Annotated in this window: 18 protein-coding genes and 1 riboswitch; of the genes, 17 read left to right on the top strand and 1 reads right to left on the bottom strand. The window is 65.1% G+C overall.

Translation table 11 applies throughout. The annotated features are described in order from the left end of the window. Positions 1–80: 80 nt before the first annotated feature. Genes CLM60_RS16160 through CLM60_RS16140 form a run of 5 tightly spaced genes read left to right on the top strand, consistent with a single transcriptional unit; the run spans position 81 to position 4,781 of the window. A complete protein-coding gene (locus tag CLM60_RS16160) occupies positions 81–1,427 on the top strand; it encodes an NAD(P)/FAD-dependent oxidoreductase (protein ID WP_095590135.1) in 1,347 nt (448 codons plus the stop codon). Further along, on the top strand, positions 1,366–2,523 hold the full coding sequence (locus CLM60_RS16155; protein WP_095590134.1) for an SAM-dependent methyltransferase: 1,158 nt from the start codon (positions 1,366–1,368) through the stop codon (positions 2,521–2,523). The genes CLM60_RS16160 and CLM60_RS16155 overlap by 62 nt, the downstream gene beginning before the upstream one ends. Beyond that, positions 2,516–3,013, top strand: coding sequence for a hypothetical protein (locus CLM60_RS16150; protein ID WP_095590133.1), 498 nt, complete (start codon positions 2,516–2,518; stop codon positions 3,011–3,013). The genes CLM60_RS16155 and CLM60_RS16150 overlap by 8 nt, the downstream gene beginning before the upstream one ends. Beyond that, positions 3,013–4,233, top strand: coding sequence for an MFS transporter (locus CLM60_RS16145; protein WP_095590132.1), 1,221 nt, complete (start codon positions 3,013–3,015; stop codon positions 4,231–4,233). The genes CLM60_RS16150 and CLM60_RS16145 overlap by 1 nt, the downstream gene beginning before the upstream one ends. Next, positions 4,230–4,781 (top strand): DUF3833 domain-containing protein, encoded by a 552-nt coding sequence (locus tag CLM60_RS16140; protein WP_095590131.1) that lies wholly within the window; start codon positions 4,230–4,232, stop codon positions 4,779–4,781. Before CLM60_RS16145 ends, CLM60_RS16140 begins: the two co-directional genes overlap by 4 nt. Before the next feature lie 22 nt (positions 4,782–4,803). Here CLM60_RS16140 and CLM60_RS16135 read toward each other — a convergent pair whose 3' ends face one another. Continuing rightward, positions 4,804–5,883 carry a PLP-dependent cysteine synthase family protein gene (locus CLM60_RS16135; RefSeq protein WP_095590130.1) on the bottom strand — a complete coding sequence of 360 codons (1,080 nt, stop codon included), beginning with the start codon at positions 5,881–5,883 and terminating at the stop codon, positions 4,804–4,806. A 240-nt stretch (positions 5,884–6,123) separates the two neighbouring features. Further along, positions 6,124–6,235, top strand: a riboswitch (guanidine-I (ykkC/yxkD leader). A 91-nt stretch (positions 6,236–6,326) separates the two neighbouring features. Between CLM60_RS16135 and CLM60_RS16130 the strand changes: the two genes are divergently transcribed. From CLM60_RS16130 to CLM60_RS16080, 12 genes are all read left to right on the top strand, one after another. Continuing rightward, positions 6,327–7,379 (top strand): putative urea ABC transporter substrate-binding protein, encoded by a 1,053-nt coding sequence (locus tag CLM60_RS16130; RefSeq protein ID WP_095590129.1) that lies wholly within the window; start codon positions 6,327–6,329, stop codon positions 7,377–7,379. Positions 7,380–7,427: 48 nt separating this feature from the next. Then, on the top strand, positions 7,428–8,240 hold the full coding sequence (locus tag CLM60_RS16125; RefSeq protein ID WP_095590128.1) for an ABC transporter permease: 813 nt from the start codon (positions 7,428–7,430) through the stop codon (positions 8,238–8,240). Then, positions 8,237–9,004, top strand: a complete 768-nt coding sequence (locus CLM60_RS16120) for an ABC transporter ATP-binding protein (protein WP_095590127.1) — start codon at positions 8,237–8,239, stop codon at positions 9,002–9,004. Before CLM60_RS16125 ends, CLM60_RS16120 begins: the two co-directional genes overlap by 4 nt. Beyond that, positions 8,985–10,229: an agmatinase family protein gene (locus CLM60_RS16115; protein ID WP_245848445.1), complete on the top strand. Its 1,245-nt coding sequence runs from the start codon at positions 8,985–8,987 to the stop codon at positions 10,227–10,229. The genes CLM60_RS16120 and CLM60_RS16115 overlap by 20 nt, the downstream gene beginning before the upstream one ends. Then, positions 10,219–10,677, top strand: a complete 459-nt coding sequence (locus CLM60_RS16110) for a hypothetical protein (protein WP_095590125.1) — start codon at positions 10,219–10,221, stop codon at positions 10,675–10,677. Before CLM60_RS16115 ends, CLM60_RS16110 begins: the two co-directional genes overlap by 11 nt. Next, on the top strand, positions 10,674–10,847 hold the full coding sequence (locus CLM60_RS20995; protein ID WP_176473905.1) for a hypothetical protein: 174 nt from the start codon (positions 10,674–10,676) through the stop codon (positions 10,845–10,847). Before CLM60_RS16110 ends, CLM60_RS20995 begins: the two co-directional genes overlap by 4 nt. A gap of 171 nt (positions 10,848–11,018) precedes the next feature. Beyond that, positions 11,019–11,447: an RrF2 family transcriptional regulator gene (locus CLM60_RS16105; RefSeq protein WP_095590124.1), complete on the top strand. Its 429-nt coding sequence runs from the start codon at positions 11,019–11,021 to the stop codon at positions 11,445–11,447. A gap of 348 nt (positions 11,448–11,795) precedes the next feature. After that, positions 11,796–13,742 (top strand): FAD-dependent oxidoreductase, encoded by a 1,947-nt coding sequence (locus CLM60_RS16100; RefSeq protein WP_095590123.1) that lies wholly within the window; start codon positions 11,796–11,798, stop codon positions 13,740–13,742. Positions 13,743–13,754: 12 nt separating this feature from the next. Beyond that, a complete protein-coding gene (locus tag CLM60_RS16095) occupies positions 13,755–15,230 on the top strand; it encodes a cytochrome c3 family protein (RefSeq protein ID WP_095590122.1) in 1,476 nt (491 codons plus the stop codon). Positions 15,231–15,281: 51 nt separating this feature from the next. Beyond that, positions 15,282–15,851 (top strand): Tll0287-like domain-containing protein, encoded by a 570-nt coding sequence (locus tag CLM60_RS16090; protein ID WP_217983301.1) that lies wholly within the window; start codon positions 15,282–15,284, stop codon positions 15,849–15,851. Positions 15,852–15,892: 41 nt separating this feature from the next. Beyond that, positions 15,893–16,312 (top strand): c-type cytochrome, encoded by a 420-nt coding sequence (locus tag CLM60_RS16085; protein WP_217983300.1) that lies wholly within the window; start codon positions 15,893–15,895, stop codon positions 16,310–16,312. Then, on the top strand, positions 16,312–16,728 hold the full coding sequence (locus CLM60_RS16080) for a globin family protein (RefSeq protein WP_095590121.1): 417 nt from the start codon (positions 16,312–16,314) through the stop codon (positions 16,726–16,728). The genes CLM60_RS16085 and CLM60_RS16080 overlap by 1 nt, the downstream gene beginning before the upstream one ends. The last annotated feature ends 113 nt before the right edge of the window (positions 16,729–16,841 follow it).

Below are 16,841 nucleotides of genomic sequence, written 5' to 3'. Positions count from 1 at the left end.
CCGCCTGTGGGGAAAAAGTTTTTTGATCCATGCCCCGCGCGATGGCGTATTACCCAGCAATCCCTAGTTCCGGAGTGACCATGCTTGATCAGACGCCGCAGCCCCGAAAGAAGATCGCCATCATCGGTGGGGGCATATCGGGGATGTCCGCGGCCTATTACCTGGCGCCGGGACATGATGTGACCTTGTTCGAGGCCGCGCCGCGGCTGGGCGGGCACGCGCGCACCGTCATGGCCGGGCGGCGGGGCGATCAGCCGGTCGATACAGGCTTCATCGTCTTCAACTATGCCACCTATCCCAACCTGACACGGCTCTTTCGCGATCTGGACGTGCCTGTTGCGAAAAGCGAGATGAGCTTCGGCGTCAGCATTGATGTCGGGCGGGTGGAATACGGGCTGAACCGGCTGCAAAGCATCGTGGCCCAGCGGCGCAACGTGCTGCGCCCGCAATATTACAAGATGATCGCCGATATCCTGCGCTTTGGCCGCAGGGCCGAGGCCGCGGCGGTGGATGACGGCAAGACCATCGGCGAGCTGGTCGACGAGCTGGGCCTGGGCCGCTGGTTCAAGCAGAACTACCTGTTGCCGATGTGCGGGGCGATCTGGTCGACCCCGACCGATCAGATCGACCAGTTTCCGGCGCGGTCGCTGGTGCGGTTCCTGCGCAACCACGCGCTTCTGGCGGGGATCGGCACGCATCAGTGGTGGACCGTTGACGGCGGCAGCATCGAATATGTCCGGCGGCTCGAGGCGGCGCTGGTCGCGCGGATGTGCAAGCTTCGCAAGGGCACGGCCGTGGCAGCGGTCACGCGACAGGCGGGCGGGGTGACGATCCGCGATGCCAACGGCCAGGTCGATACGTTCGACGATGTGATCATGGCCTGTCATTCGGATCAGGCGCTGGCGCTGCTGGGCGGCAATGCCCGCCCCGACGAGGCCGCCGCGCTGGGCGCGATGCGCTATCAGACGAACCGCGCGGTGCTGCATTGCGACCCGTCGCAGATGCCGCGCCGCCGGGGCTGCTGGTCCAGCTGGACCTATCGGTCGCAGGCGGGTCGCATCGGCGTGACCTATTGGATGAACCGGCTGCAGAACATCCCCGAGGATGATCCGCTGTTCGTCACGCTGAACCCCACCACGGAAATCCCGCCGCACATGATCTATGACACCGTGGATTTCGCGCATCCGATCTTCGACCGTGCCGCGATTGCCGCGCAGGAACAGATCCAGGCGATGCAGGGCCGGAACCGCACCTGGTTCGCGGGCGCCTATTGCCGCAATGGCTTTCACGAGGACGGGATCGCCAGCGCGATGCGCGTCGTCCGCGCGATCAACAAGACCGACAATGACGTAAGGGAGCCCGCCGATGCAGGTAACGAACAAGGCGCTGAAATCGAAGTTTCTTGCGACCTGCGAGCGTCTGCATGACGGCCGCCTGACGCTGCACACCCCCGACGGGGCGCTCTACCGCTTTGGCCATACCGGCCCCGAGGCCGAGATGGTCATTCACGACTGGTCGGCGGTTTCGGCGCTGGCGGCGCATGGGCAGGTGGGGCTGGGCGAGGCCTATGTCCAGGGGCTGTGGAGCACGCCCTCGGTCGAGGGGCTGACGCGGCTGGCGCTTCTGAATCGCGAGCAGCTTCAGACCTATGACCGGCCCAGCCCGCTGAACCAGGCCAGGTTCCGGATGGTCGATACCATCCTGCGCGCCAATTCCCGGCGCGGGGCGCGGCGCAACATCCGGGCGCATTACGATGTGGGCAACGAATTCTATCACCTGTGGCTCGATCCCGGCATGACCTATTCCTCGGGTCTGTTCGCCGCCGATGGCGACGATCTGGCCCAGGCGCAAACCCGCAAGAACGCCCGCGTTCTGTCGCGCCTGTCGGATGGAGAGCGCGTTCTGGAAATCGGCTGCGGCTGGGGCGGGTTCGCCGAACACGCCGCGGAAGAGGGGCGCGATGTGACCGGCATCACCATCTCGCGCAATCAGCACAGCTATGCCGACAGCCGCCTTGACGGGCGGGCGGATATCCAGCTGCGGGATTACCGCGATGTCACCGAACGCTATGACAATATCGTGTCGATCGAGATGATCGAGGCCGTGGGCGCACGGTACTGGCCGGATTACTTCGCGACGTTGAAACGCAGCCTCGCCGATGGCGGCCGCGTGCTGTTGCAGGCGATCACCGTGCGCGACGCGTTTTTCGAAAGCTATCGCAGCTCGTCCGACTACATCCGCCAATATGTCTTTCCCGGCGGCATGCTGCTTTCGGACAGCGTGATCGCCCAGCAGGCCGCGCAGGCGGGGTTGAGCGTGCGCGACAGCTTCGCCTTCGGTCAGGACTACGCCCGCACCTGCCGGATCTGGGCCGAACGGCTCACCGCGCAGAAAGACAGGATCGCCAAGCTGGGCTATGGCGAGGCGTTCTTCCGCAACTGGCAATATTATCTGGAAATCTGCGCCGCCTCGTTCGGGGTGGGCCAGACCGATGTGGTGCAGGTGGAGCTGGCCCATGCGTAGGCGTCTGCTCTTGCTGTTGGTCTGCCTGTTGGCGCCGGGCGGGCTTTGGGCGGCCAATATCGGCGCGGTCCTGCCCGGGGCGGAGTTGCGCGGATCGGCGGTGTTCCGGTTCCTGGGCGTCCCGCTTTACGAGGCGCGGCTTTACACCCCGGGCGGGCAGCCCTTCGACTGGCAGCAGGATTTCGCGCTGGAACTGCGCTATCGCAAGGGGTTGAGCCAGCGCGATCTGGTGGACTCGACCCTGGTCGAGATGGACCGCCTGGGCGCCGCCCCGCCGGTGCGCGACCAGCTGGAGCGCTGCTTTCAGGACGTGGCGCGCGGCGACCGGTATCTTGCGGTGACGCGCGGCGCCGATGCGGTGCGGTTCTGGCGCAATGGCGTGCCCACCTGCACCCTGGCGCATCCCCGCATCACCCGCGATTTCATGGCGATTTTTCTGGGCGAGCGCACGCGTTCGCGCGCCTTTACCCGCAAGCTGCAGGGCCTGTGATGACCTATCCGCGGGTCAGCCTCTATGCGCTGATGCTGGCCGCGGCGGGCATTCCGCTTTACATTCACCTGCCGCGTTTCGCGGCGGTCAATCTGGGCCTGGGTCTGGGGGCGATCGGTACGATCCTGCTGGGCATCCGGCTGATTGATCTGGTGCAGGACCCGGCCATCGGCTGGGCCATCGACCGTTGGCCCATGGCGCAACCGCTGTTCGCGGCACTGGCGGCGGGCGGGCTGGCGGTCAGCTTTCCCATTCTGTTCACGCTGGGGCCGGGATCGGTTGCGGCGCTGGTGGCGGTGCTGGTGCTGCTGTTTTCAGCCTATAGCCTGGGAATGATCCTGCTTTACGGCCGCAGCGCGACGCTGGCCCGGACCCCGACGCCCGACGCGCTGATGACGCTGGCGGCCTATCGCGAAGGGGGCATGCTGGGCGGTGTGATCCTGGCGGCGCTGGCGCCCGCGCTGTTCGTGGCGCTGGGGGCAGGCGGGCAGGGATACCCGGCCTTCGGGCTGTTTCTGGGCGCGCTGGCGGTGCTGACATGGGCCGTCACCCGCCCGATCTGGCGGCGCATGCCGATCCCGGGGCAGGGGCTGACCCTGTCGGGGCTGGCGCATGCCCAAGGGCTGCGGCTGTTGCTGATCGCCTTTGTCAACAGCCTGCCTGTGGCCATCACCTCGACCCTGTTCCTGTTCTTTGTCGAGGACCGGCTGGGACTGGTCGGCGCCTCGGGCGGGTTTCTGGTGCTGTTCTTCCTGTCGGCGGGGCTGAGCGTGCCGGTCTGGGCGCGTGTCAGCCAGCGGATCGGTCCACGCGCCAGCCTGCTGATCGCGATGCCGCTGGCGATCCTGGGCTTTGTCGGTGCCGCCTTTCTGGCGGCGGGCAACATGGCGGGGTTCGCCGCGATCTGCGTTGCCTCGGGCGTGGCGCTGGGGGCGGATATGGTGATCCTGCCGGCGATGTTTTCCGTCGCGCTGACGCGGGCGGGGCTGAATGCGGGCGCGGCCTTTGGCATCTGGTCCTTTGCGGGCAAGCTGGGTCTGGCACTGGCGGCCTTTACGGTCCTGCCGGTGCTGGAGCGCAACGGCTTCACCCCCGGTCAGGTCAACGACGCGGGCGCTTTGCGCGCGCTGAATCTCAGCTATGCCGTGCTGCCCTGTATCCTGAAGCTGTGCGCCATCGCGCTTGTGCTGGCGCTTCCGAAAGAGGACATGCAAAGATGAAGATCCTGACCATTGTGCTGGTTCTTGTGCTGTTGGGATGGATCGCAAAGACCATGCTGTTCAGCTTTCGCGCCCAAAGCCCGGCGGATTACGCCACGACCGGCCCGGCCTTTTCCCTGACCGAACACCTGTCGGGCCGTATCCTGTCCGAGGGCGTGATCTATGGCCCAAGGGGGCGCATGACCAGCTCTTTCGTGGCCGAGATGGTGGGGGAATGGAATGGCGACACCGGCACGCTGACCGAGAATTTCACCTATTCCAACGGCCGCACGCAGCAGCGCAAATGGTATCTGACGCTGGGCCCCGACAACACCTTTACCGCCACGGCCGACGATATCGTCGGTACCGCCCAAGGCGTGGTGTCGGGTGCGACGGTGCGCATGACCTATCAGATCGTGCTGCCGCAGGAAGCGGGCGGTCATACCCTGACCGCCACCGACTGGCTCTATCTGACCGGCAATGGCACGATCATGAACAAGTCCGAGATGCGCAAATTCGGCCTGAAGGTGGCCGAGCTTGTGGCCACCATGCGCGTCACGGCGCCCTAAGCGGGGCCAGACGCGGGCGCACTCACATCTGATAGCCGGGGGTCGAGGCCGAGATCGCGCGTTCCTCGTCGCTCATCTCCTCGACGATATCCTCGAACAGCGGGGTGGACAGGTACCGCTCGCCGGTATCGGGCAGCATGCACAGGATGACCGACCCTTCGGGCGCGGTCTTGGCCAACTGTTGCGCCACCGCAAAGGTCGAACCGCCGGAAATGCCGGTCAGAATCCCCTCGCCACTGGCCAGTTTGCGCGCCCAGGCGATGCCATCGGCGCCCGCGACCGGGATCAGGTCGTCGTAAAAGCCGCGATCCAGCCCCTCTTGCAGGACATGGGGGATGAAATCCGGGGTCCAGCCCTGGATCGGGTGCGGTTCGAACGCGCTGTGGCTGACGGCGGGCATGCCGCCGGGGCCGCGTTCCTGGGCGATGCCGCTGCCGACAAGCTGGGCATTGGCGGGCTCGGTCAGGATGATCTTGGTGTCGGGCCGTTTGCGGCGCAGCACCCGCCCGATGCCCGTCACGGTGCCGCCGGTGCCATAGCCGGTAACGACATAATCCAGCCGCTGCCCCGCGAAATCGCCCAGAATTTCCTGGGCCGTGGTGTTTTCATGGATGTCGGCATTGGCATCGGTTTCGAACTGGCTGGCCAGGAACCAGCCATTTGCCTCGGCCAGTTCGACGGCCTTGCGGTACATGCCGAATCCCTTTTCGGCGCGCGGGGTCAGCACCACCTTGGCCCCCAGCAGCCGCATCAGCTTGCGCCGCTCGACCGAGAAGCTTTCGGCCATCGTGATCACCAGCGGATACCCCTTTTGCGCGCAGACCATCGCCAGCCCGATCCCGGTATTGCCCGATGTCGCCTCGACCACGGTCTGGCCGGGTTTCAGGGCGCCACTACGCTCGGCGGCCTCGATGATGTTCAGCGCCAGCCGGTCCTTGACCGAGGCCGCGGGGTTGAAGAATTCGGCCTTCACATAGATCTCGACCCCGTCCGGGGCCAGGTTGTTGATCCGGATCGCGGGGGTGTTGCCCACCGTGTCCAGGATCGAGCCGTATAGCTGCCCGCGTCCCGTGGTGCGGCGAATGGCGTTGTCTTCGGTCATCGTGATTTCCCCTTTGCGCGGGCCTGTCCGGCGGCGTTCCTGACGCGGATCATACGCGCGCCGCCAGCATCGGTGCAAACGGCGACTGGCGGTATGGTGCGGGATTTGTGGGCAGGCGTGCGCATAGTATGTGGGCATGTGAGTCGAATTGCGCCCACAAAGCGGGCAATTTGTGCCGACCGCCGCAAATGACCACCGTGCCGCCTTACCCCTGCGCCCGCCGGCATTGTTAACCTGATCCCGCAGGGCACTTAGGGTTCCGTCCGCTTCCCATAGCGGTGTCTGGTCCGAGAAGTGCCGCCCGCGCGGCAAACTCCGCGCTGGTACACGGCGGGCCAAAATCCCGGGAGAGTACTGCGTCGGTTCGTCCGCGCCTGTTCTCTTTGTTCCGCCAGCGGACCGGCAAAAATCCTTTGGCGGAACAGATACGGGGAGCTGACGCAATGCAGAAAACCACCATCCTTTCCGCCGCCATTCTGGCCGCCACAATGGGCGCGCCGGCATGGGCCGAGCAAAAGACCGAATTCAAACTGGCCTGGTCGATCTATGTCGGCTGGATGCCCTGGGGCTATCTGGAAGACAGCGGCATCATGGATAAATGGGCCGACAAATACGGCATCGATGTCGAGATCGTGCAGATCAACGATTACATCGAATCCATCAACCAATACACCGCCGGGGCGTTCGATGGCGTGTCGGCCACCAATATGGACACGCTCAGCATCCCGTCGGGCGGCGGTGTGGACACCACCGCGCTGATCGTGGGGGATTATTCCAACGGCAATGACGCCGTGATCCTGAAGGGCGAGGGGGACCTGACCAGCCTGGCGGGCAAGCCGGTGAACCTGGTCGAGTTGTCGGTCAGCCATTACCTGCTGGCGCGGGGGCTGGACAGCGTGGGGTTGAGTGAGGCCGATCTGGACGGCGTCATCAACACCTCCGACGCCGACATGATCGCCGCATACAGCACCAATGACGTGCAGGCGGTGGTGACCTGGAACCCGCTTGTGTCGTCAATCCTGGAGATCCCCGGCGCCAACAAGCTGTTCGACAGCGCTGATATCCCGGGCGAGATCATCGACATGATGGTGGTCAACACCGAAACGCTGGCCGACAATCCCGATTTCGGCAAGGCCGTCGCGGGCGCCTGGTACGAGCTGATGGCGCTGATGGCAGCGGGCGACGAGGGCGCGCTGACCGCGATGGCCGAGGCTTCGGGCACCGATCTGGCAGGCTACAAGGCGCAGTTGGATTCGACCGAGATGTTCTTTGACCCGGCGGCCGCCGTCGCGTTCACCGAAAGCGCCGAGCTGCCCACCACGATGGTCAACGTGGCCGAGTTCCTGTTCGACAAGGGCATCCTGGGCGAAGGCGCCCCCAGCGCCGATTTCGTCGGTGTGGCCTATCCCGACGGGTCGACCACGGGCGACGCGGGGAACGTCAAGTTCCGCTATGACACCACCTACATGAAAATGGCCGCCGACGGCGCGCTGTGATCCGGCCCCCCGGCCTTTGGGCCGGGGGTGACGCGCGGGGGCATTTGCATGCGACTGATCAACCGAAAACCGGGTGTGGCGCTGGCGGCTTTCCTGACCGCCTTGCCCTTCGTGCTGGTCCTGATCGCCTATGCCATCGGGTCGGACATCCGGTTGTCGGCCAACCCGTCGGACAAGCTGCTGCCCGCGCCGTCGACCATCCTGGCGACCGCCGAGCGGCTGTTGACGGAACCCGACAAACGCTCGGGCCAGATCCTGTTCTGGAAAGACACCTGGGCCAGCCTGCAACGGCTGCTGCTGGGGGTGGGGATATCCGCGCTGGTCGCGACCGTGATCGGGTTGCTGATAGGGTTGCTGCCGCATGTGCGCGCGGGGCTTGCGGGGTTTGTCGCGGTGCTGTCGATGATCCCGCCGCTGGCGTTGTTGCCCATTCTGTTCATCGTCTTTGGCCTGGGCGAGCTGTCCAAGGTCGTGCTGATCGTCATCGGCATCCTGCCCTTCCTGATCCGCGACCTGTCGGGCCGGGTGCTGGAAATCCCGCGCGAGATGATCGTCAAGGCCGAAACCCTGGGCGCCTCCAGCTGGGTGATCGCCCTGCGCGTGGCGCTGCCGCAATTGCTGCCGCGCCTGATCCAGGCGGTGCGCCTGTCGCTGGGCCCGGCCTGGCTGTTCCTGATCGCGGCCGAGGCGATTGCCGCCGATCAGGGGCTGGGCTATCGCATCTTTCTGGTGCGCCGATACCTCGCGATGGATGTGATCCTGACCTATGTGATCTGGATCACCGCGCTGGCCTTTGTCATGGACCTGGCGCTGCGCTGGCTGTCGCGCAAAGCCTTCCCCTGGACCGAGGCGACGCTATGAGCTTCGTCACCGTCGACAATGTGTTCCAGTCCTATGGCAACCGCCCGATCATCGAGCGGGTGAATGTCACGGTGGACGAGGGCGAGTTTATCTCGATCGTCGGCGCGTCGGGCTGTGGCAAATCCACCTTTTTGCGGCTTCTTTTGGCACAGGAAACCCCGACACGGGGCGAGATCCGTATCGACGGCCAGCCCCCCGCGCAGGAACCGGGGCTGGATCGCGGTGTGGTGTTCCAGCGCTATTCCGTCTTTCCCCACATGACAGTGCGCGAAAATATCGTCGCGGGTGCCTGTTTCCGCCGCCCGTGGGGCCGGTTCTTTGGCGCCGAGCGCAAAGCCGCGCTGGCCCGTGCCGATGAAACGCTGGCCCGGATCGGGCTGGACCATGTCGCCGATCAATACCCCGCGACGCTGTCGGGCGGGATGCAGCAGCGTCTGGCCATCGGGCAGGCGCTGACCGCCAAGCCGCGCGTGCTGCTGCTGGACGAACCCTTTGGCGCGCTCGACCCCGGCACGCGGCTGTCGATGCATGATTTCCTGACCGAACTGCGCGCGGAAACCGGCATGACCGTTTTCATGGTCACCCATGATCTGGAAGAGGGCTTCAAGCTGGGCGACCGGGTGCTGGTTTTCGACAAGCCCCGCTGGGACCCGACCGACCCCAACGCCTATGGCGCGACGATCACTTACGATTTCGATGCCCGCAATGGCGGCATCCCGTTCCAAACCATCCAGGAGGATACCCATGTTCTTCACCCCGCCTGAGCGCAGGCGCTCGCGCCACCCTGCCGATATGGCCAGGCCCGAGGCCCGCCAGCACCACCCCGACCTGACCCGCCTGCAGGGCTGGCGATCCATGAAGGCCGAGGCCGACCTGCCCGAGGGCCGCTGGGACGAAGAGCGCCGCTGGGCGCTGCGCATGGGGCTGACCGGCGCCGACAGCATCGAGGATAAATCCATCCCCACCTTCGCCCGGGGCGAGCTGCCGCATTACGCGGGCATCAACACCTTCCTGAAAGCGCCCTATGCCGAGGACGTGACCGAGGTCGGCGATTACGACGCGACCGTGCTGGGCATCCCGTTCGACGGCGGCACGACCTATCGCCCCGGCACACGGTTCGGGCCGCAGGGCGTGCGCAAGATCAGCGCGCTTTACACGCCCTATAACTATGAAATGGCGGTCGACCTGCGCGAACAGATGACGCTGTGCGACGCGGGCGACGTGTTTACGATTCCGGCGAATATCGAGAAAAGCTTCGACCAGATCAGTCGCGCGGTTTCCCACGTGTTTTCAAGCGGTTCCCTGCCGATCATGATCGGTGGCGACCACTCCATCGGGTTTCCTTGCGTGCGGGGCATCGCCGAATGTACGTCCAAGAAGATCGGGATCGTGCATTTCGACCGTCACGCCGATATCCAGGAGAAAGATCTGGATGAACGGATGCACACAACCCCTTGGTTCCATTCCACAAATCTGCCGAATGTGCCGGCCAAGAACCTGGTGCAGGTGGGCATCGGCGGCTGGCAGGTCCCGCGCGAGGCGGTGAAGGTCGCGCGCGAGCGTGAAACCAACATCATCACCATGTCCGACATGGAGCGTATGGGCATCGACAAGACCGCCGAGATGGCGCTGGAAATGGCGTGGGACGGGGTCGATATGGTCTACATGTCCTTCGACATCGACAGCATCGATTGCGGTTTCGTGCCCGGCACCGGCTGGCCCGAACCGGGCGGGTTCCTGCCGCGCGAGGCGCTGGCGCTGGCCAGCAAGGTCGCGGCTGAGGGCATCTGCGGGATGGAACTGGTCGAGGTTTCGCCGCCCTATGACACGTCCGATATCACCGCGCTGATGGGCACGCGTGTCATTGTGGATGTGCTGGGCTCGATGGTCGCGGCGGGCAAGATGGGCGCGCATAAACGCCATATCGACAAGCCGGTGACGATCCCGCATGGCGAATTCGAAGGGCGGAGGTGGTCCAATGCCACATGATCACCCGCACCACCATCATCACCACCACGACCATGATCACGCGCATGGGCATGGCCACAACCATGCCCATGGCGATCACCTGCACAGCCACATGCACGACCATGACGACGCCGCCGATCTGCAGGTGCTGGCGACGCAGTTCATCGACGGCTTCGTGCAGGCGGCGGACAAGGCGGCCTATCTCCGGTTGGCCGGTGTGCCGTTCGAACGGCCGGGCGTTGGCGGGCCAAACGCGCTGAAGCTGGTGGATGTCGAGCTGAAAACGGAATGGCAGGTCGGCACCGCCTCGCCCTCGTTCGGGGCGCGCGAGCTCAGCTATCTGCCGTTTCCCGGCCAGATGATCCGCGAGCGCACGAATATGGCGTTGATCTATGTTTCCATGGACGAGAAAAACAGCCTGGATATCCGGGAGTTCCTGATGACGAAGAAGAAGGAGTTGGAAGAATGAAACCGCTTTACACATCCGCAATGGCCCTGATCGCCGGGGCGCTGCCCGCGCTGGCCCATACCGATCATGCGCTGCCGGTCCATGCGCATCCGCACGGCTCGGAATTGCTGCTGGCGATCCCGGTGGTGGTTGTGCTGGGCGCGGCGGCCTATCTTTACGCCCGCCGCTAAGGGGCACGCGCGCGCCCCGTCTTGCCAGTGGATCAATTTTGGGAAGGCGGGGACGAACCCTGTCACAAATTCAGGCAGTGCCGGTTTCCCCGGCGCCCGCGCGGCGGCATTGCCTTTACAGCCATCGTCCGGGCCCCCATGTCGGCACGGAATTGATGTAAGGCCGCCGCGATGAAACTGACCCGCTATTCCGACTATGCGCTGCGCATCGGCCTTTATCTGGCGGTGCATCGCGACCGGCTGGTATCCGTGGGCGAGATCGCCGAGACCTATGACCTGCCGCGCGGCAACGTGATGAAGCTGGTGACCGATCTGGTGAATGCGGGGTTCTTCACATCGGTGCGGGGGCGGTCCGGCGGGGTGCGGCTGGCGCGTCCGGCCGACCAGATCAGCATCGGCGCGCTTGTGGCCTTTACCGAGGGCAACCAACCGCTTGTCGATTGCGCCCATTGCCTGATCGCGCCGCAATGCAGCCTGATCTGCATCATGAAAGAGGCCCGCGCGGCGTTTTTCGGCGTGCTGGGCAAATACAGCCTGCAGGATGTGCAGGACAACACGCCCGGGATCACGGCGCTTTTATCGGTGCCGCAACCAGGCTGATCGTGGCGCACGCGAATCACGCGCGGCCCGGCCTCGGCTTACACAGAGTGCTGGCATTTTAATCATTCATTCCAAAGGAATGTTAATTCCGCCACTCCACGCATCTTTTGCCGTGCGGGTGCCCCCAAAAGCCCGATCGGTGCCAAGAATTCCTTCGCAGCCGCAGAAAACCGGCTAGGTTTACCAAAAGCCCGGCAACGGTGCCGGGTCCCCCGGGGGCAATGGCGTTCCTGATTTCCTGATACTTACGAGCCTGTCGGCCCGGTTCCCGTTCGCGGGGGCACGCGGTCGCACCGAAGGGATTCAGACGTGAACACTGCTGTTAGCCCCCAGCCAGCGGCGTTGGGGATGCCAGAGCCAGACATTGTCGTGATCGGCGGCGGGCCGGTCGGCGCGCGGGCCGCCGCGTTGCTGGCCGAGGCCGGGCGCCAGGTCACGCTGCTGTCGCTCGAGGCCTATCAGCCCTATAACCGGGTCAAGCTGACGCCGCTTCTGTCCGGCGACGTGCAATTCGGCGAGATCGCCGTGCCGCAAACCGCGGGGCAGACCCCGAACCTGGCGGTGCATACCGGGCTGCGCGCGACCGAGATCGACCGCAAGAGCCGCGTGGTGCGCACCGCCGACGGGCAGATCTGGCCGTTTTCCAAGCTGGTGATCGCCACCGGATCGAACGCCTTTGTGCCCAACATTCCCGGACATGACCTGACCGGGGTCTATACGTTCCGCACGGCGGCCGATGCCTCGGCCCTGATGGCGCGCAGCATCAGCGCGCGGCGGGTCGTGGTGATCGGCGGCGGGCTGCTGGGGCTGGAAGCCGCGCGCGGGATGCAGCGCCGCCAGGCCGAGGTCACCGTGATCGAGCATGAGGGCCGGATCATGCCGCGCCAGCTGGATGCCGGGGGCGGGGCGCTTCTGGCCGCGCGGATCGAGGAGATCGGCGTCACGGTGCGCACTGGCGTTGCCGTGCGCGAGATCGCGGGTGACGCACGGGTAGAGGAGGTGCGGCTGGCCGATGGCAGCGTGCTGCCCTGTGATACGGTCATCATCTGTACCGGGGTGCGCGCCAATATCGACCTGGCCCGCGCCGCGCAATTGCCCATCGGGCGCGGGATTGTCGTCGACAGCCGGATGCGCAGCCTCGATCCCGATATCTATGCGATCGGCGAATGCGCCGAACACGACGGTCTGGTCCACGGGCTGGTCGGCCCGGGCTTTGAACAGGCCGATGTCGCGGTGGCCGACATTCTGGGCCAGGGTGCGCAATATGACGGCTCGATCCCCGCGACCAAGCTTAAGGTGATCGGGGCCGAAGTCTTCTCGGTCGGCGAGGTCGAACAGCTGGAGGTGCGCCCCGGCGTGACCAGCCATATCTGGGAAGAAACAGGGCTTTACCGGCGGTTGTTCATCCAGAACGCGCGCGTTGTGGGCGCGATTGCCGTGGGCGGCTGGGAACAGGCCAGCCGGGTGCAGAACGCGGTGCAGCAGGGCACGCTGATCTATCCGTGGATGATCCGCCGGTTCCGCCGTCACGGGGTGATCTGGCCCGATGCGGATGATGACGTGACCACGCTGCCCGATGCGGCGACGGTCTGCAATTGCACCGGTGTCACCTGCGGGCGGCTGCGCGATGCGATCGCCGCCGGGGCCACCACGCCACAGGCGCTTGGCGCGGCCACGGGCGCGGGCAATGTCTGTGGCAGCTGCGTGCCGCTGCTGGAGGAACTGGTCAGCGCCGGTGGCCCGCCCAAGCCGGTGCGGCTGTTTCGCGGGCTGCTGGGCCTGTCGCTGATCGCGGGGCTGGTGGCGCTGGCGCTGGCGGCGCTGCCGCGCATTCCGTTCCCGCAAAGCTTCGACGCCGACAGCCTGACCGTCTGGCTGTGGCGCGACAATATCGTCAAGCAATGGACCGGGTTCATCCTGTTGGGGCTGACCGTGGCCGCCATGATCATCGGGCTGCGCAAGCGGCTGCGGTTCATGGACCGGCTGGGCAGCTATGACTGGTGGCGGATGGTGCATCTGGCGATTGGCGGTCTGGCGGCACTTGGGCTGGTCGCGCATACCGGGCTGCGCCCCGGTGCGAACCTGAACCTGGCGCTGTTCGTGGTCTTTACCCTGACGCTGGTCATGGGCGCGCTGGCGGGGCTGGCCACCGGCGGCGATCACAGCTTGCGCGCGCGCCGCATCGGCACCGCCCGCAAACCCGTCCGCCGCATCCCGACCTGGGTGCATATCATCGCAATCTGGCCCTTGCCGCTGCTTCTGGCGGCGCATGTGCTGGCCAGCTATGCGTTCTGAGGGGGGCGGACCATGAAACGTAACACCGCCCTGTGGATCCTGTGGATCGGTCTGACCCTGATGGGGGCGGGCACGGTTTTTGCCAAGCTTTACATCGGCGGCGACCGCTCGGTGCTGCTGCCCGGTCAGACCGCGGGCGCGCATCACCAGCTGGAAATCGCGTGCGAGACCTGCCACACCTCGAAACCCTTCGCGTCGCAGGCCAAGCTGCGCAAGGACATCAACAAGACCTGCGAAACCTGCCACAAGGACGAGCTGAAGGCCGCCGACGACAGCCACCCGAAAAAGAAATTCACCAATCCGCGCATGGCGTCCTATTGGGAAAAGGTCGACGGCCGGTTCTGCACGACCTGCCATTCGGAGCACCAGCCCGAGGTGACGCTGCCGATGATGCTGACGCTGCAGGGGGATTATTGCGTCGCCTGCCATTCCGAGGGCGAACAGGACATCCGCAAGGACCGCGAGAGCCACGCGGATCTGACATTCGACACCTGCGCCTCGTCGGGTTGCCACAACTATCACGACAACCGCGCGCTTTACGAAGACTTCCTGGTCAAGCACGGGCAGGACCCGTGGCTGGCCGATCACGCGGTGATCCCGGTCGCCGCGCTGCCCGCACCGCCGCGCGCGGGAAGCGCCGATGAGATCGCGGCCTATCTGGCGGCGGTGGATGCGCCCGCAAACAGCCTGGACGACCAGATCGCGCAGGATTGGGCCGCAAGCGCCCATGCCGCCGCCGATGTGACCTGTTCGGGCTGTCACGCGCCCGAGGAGGACATCGCCTGGACCGATCACCCCGATCAGGGCGTGTGCAGCGATTGCCACAAGCCGCAGGCCAAATCCTTTTCCGGCGGGCGCCACGGGATGCGCGGGCACGCCAAGATCTCGAAGCCCCGCGACGCGAAAAAGCAGCTGAAGGCGCTGGGCTGGAAGGACGCGCCCGAAGGGCTGATCACGGCGCTTGAAACCTATCTGGGCGACCCCGTGCCGCCCGCCGCCATGACCACGGACGAGGCCCGCGTCGAGCTGCGCGACGATGCGCACGGGCAGGGGATGGAATGCACCGCCTGTCACAAGCCGCATCGCGAGGAACCCGATTTTGCCGCCATCGGCGCCTGTCTGACCTGTCACGACGACGATCACAGCCGCGCGTATGAGGGCAGCCCGCATCACGACCTGTGGCTGGCCGAACAAGCGGGCGACGGCCCCGCCGGCAGCGGCGTGACCTGCGCCACCTGCCACATGCCGCAAGAGGAAAAGAAGGGCTTCGCGCTGACCAACCACAATCAGAACGACACCCTGCGCCCGAATGAAAAGATGATCCGGCCCGTCTGCATGTCCTGTCACGGGCTGGGTTTTGCGATCGACGCGCTGGCCGACCCGGCGCTGATCGCGAACAATTTCTCAGGACAACCTTCCCGCCACATCGAAAGCATCGATTGGGCGCTCAAACGCGTGGAAACGCCTGAAAAAGGCGCCAACCAATGATCCGGCGTTCCCACGCATCCCGTCACTCATAACGCAACAGGAGAGATAGTTATGATGAAGAAACTGACAAAAATCAAAGCCGCAATGCTGTGTGGCGCGATGGCGATGGGGGGCACCGCCGCCAAGGCCGAGATGGAATACCAACAGGTGTCGGACCTGTTGCATCTGGTCATGAGTTCGGACCGCACCGTCTATACCCGCATGATCGTGAACCGGCTGGCGGTGAAAGAGGGGGTCATCAAGGCCTCGGAGCATTTCGAGGATGACAAGGCGCTGGTCCTGCCCGCGCAGATGTTCCGCTTCGGCGCCGAGATGGTGGCCGAGGAAACCGATGCGTTTTCGTACTCGCTGCTGTCGCTGTGGCCGATCAACAAGCAGAACGCGCCGTCGACCGATCTGGAAAAAGAGGGTCTGGAATACATCGCGGATAACCCCGGCGAGAATTTCTATGGCGAGGAAGAGCTGGGCGGCGTGACCTATTTCACCGCCTTCTACCCCGATGTCGCCGTGGCCGAGGCCTGCACCCAGTGCCATAACGAGCACAAGGACTCGCCCAAGACCGACTTCGAAGGTGGCGATGTCATGGGCGGCGTCGTCATTCGCATCCCGATGGACGGCTGATGCGACGCGCCGGTTTCGTCTTGGCAAGCTTGGGGCTTGCCATGGCACCGATGCAGGGACAGGCCGACGTGACCCTGGGCGACGTGCTGTCGCCCCGGGGGCTTGACGGCTTTGTCACCCTGGACAGGTTGCCCGTTCCAACCGACCCGCGCCTTCTGGCCGGGCGGTCGGTGTGGGAGGGCACCTGCATGGCCTGCCATGGCGGGAATAAGGCGACCGGCGCGCCCAAGATCACATCGACCGGGAAATGGGCGCCGCGCATTGCGCAGGGGCTGCCGGTCTTGGTCGAACACGCCACGCAGGGGTTCATCGGCAAGACCTATGCCGAAATGCCGCCGCGTGGCGGCAATCCCGATTTGACGGACGCCGAGATCGCGCAGGCGGTGGCGTTCATGGTCTGGGCCAGCGGCGGAGAAACGCAGGCCCGCGCCTTTCTGGAAACCAACAAGGATAGTGACTGATGACACCCGAACAAATCGACATGGTTCAAGGCAGCTTCAAAAAGGTCCTGCCGATCGCCGATACGGCCGCCGATATCTTCTATGACCGGCTGTTCGAAATCGCCCCGCAGGTGCGCGGGCTGTTCCCCGAGGACATGTCCGAACAGAAGAAGAAGTTGATGCAGATGCTGGCGATTGCCGTCAACGGCCTGACCAAGCTGGACGAGATCCTGCCCGCGGTGCAGGATCTGGGCCGCCGCCACAACGGCTATGACGTGACAGCCGAGCATTACGATTACGTGGGCGCGGCGCTGCTTTTCACGCTGGGCAAGGGCCTGGGCGACGAATTCACGCCCGAGCTGGAAGCCGCCTGGACCGAGACCTATACCACGCTGGCTGGCGTGATGATCGAGGCGCAGCAAGCCGATGCCGCCTGATGGCGCCGCGATCCGCAGGGGCGGCATGGCCCCTGCGGCATCGGTTTGCTTAGGGTCCTGACCCATTAATCCCGCGCCGCTGGCGCTAAATCCGCGAAATATCAGGGGTTTGG

This window comes from Actibacterium ureilyticum (genome assembly GCF_002285435.1).
GTDB classification, from domain to species: domain Bacteria; phylum Pseudomonadota; class Alphaproteobacteria; order Rhodobacterales; family Rhodobacteraceae; genus Actibacterium_C; species Actibacterium_C ureilyticum.
The sequence above is the reverse complement of the archived record's forward strand: the minus strand, read 5'-3'. Positions and strand labels throughout refer to the sequence as shown.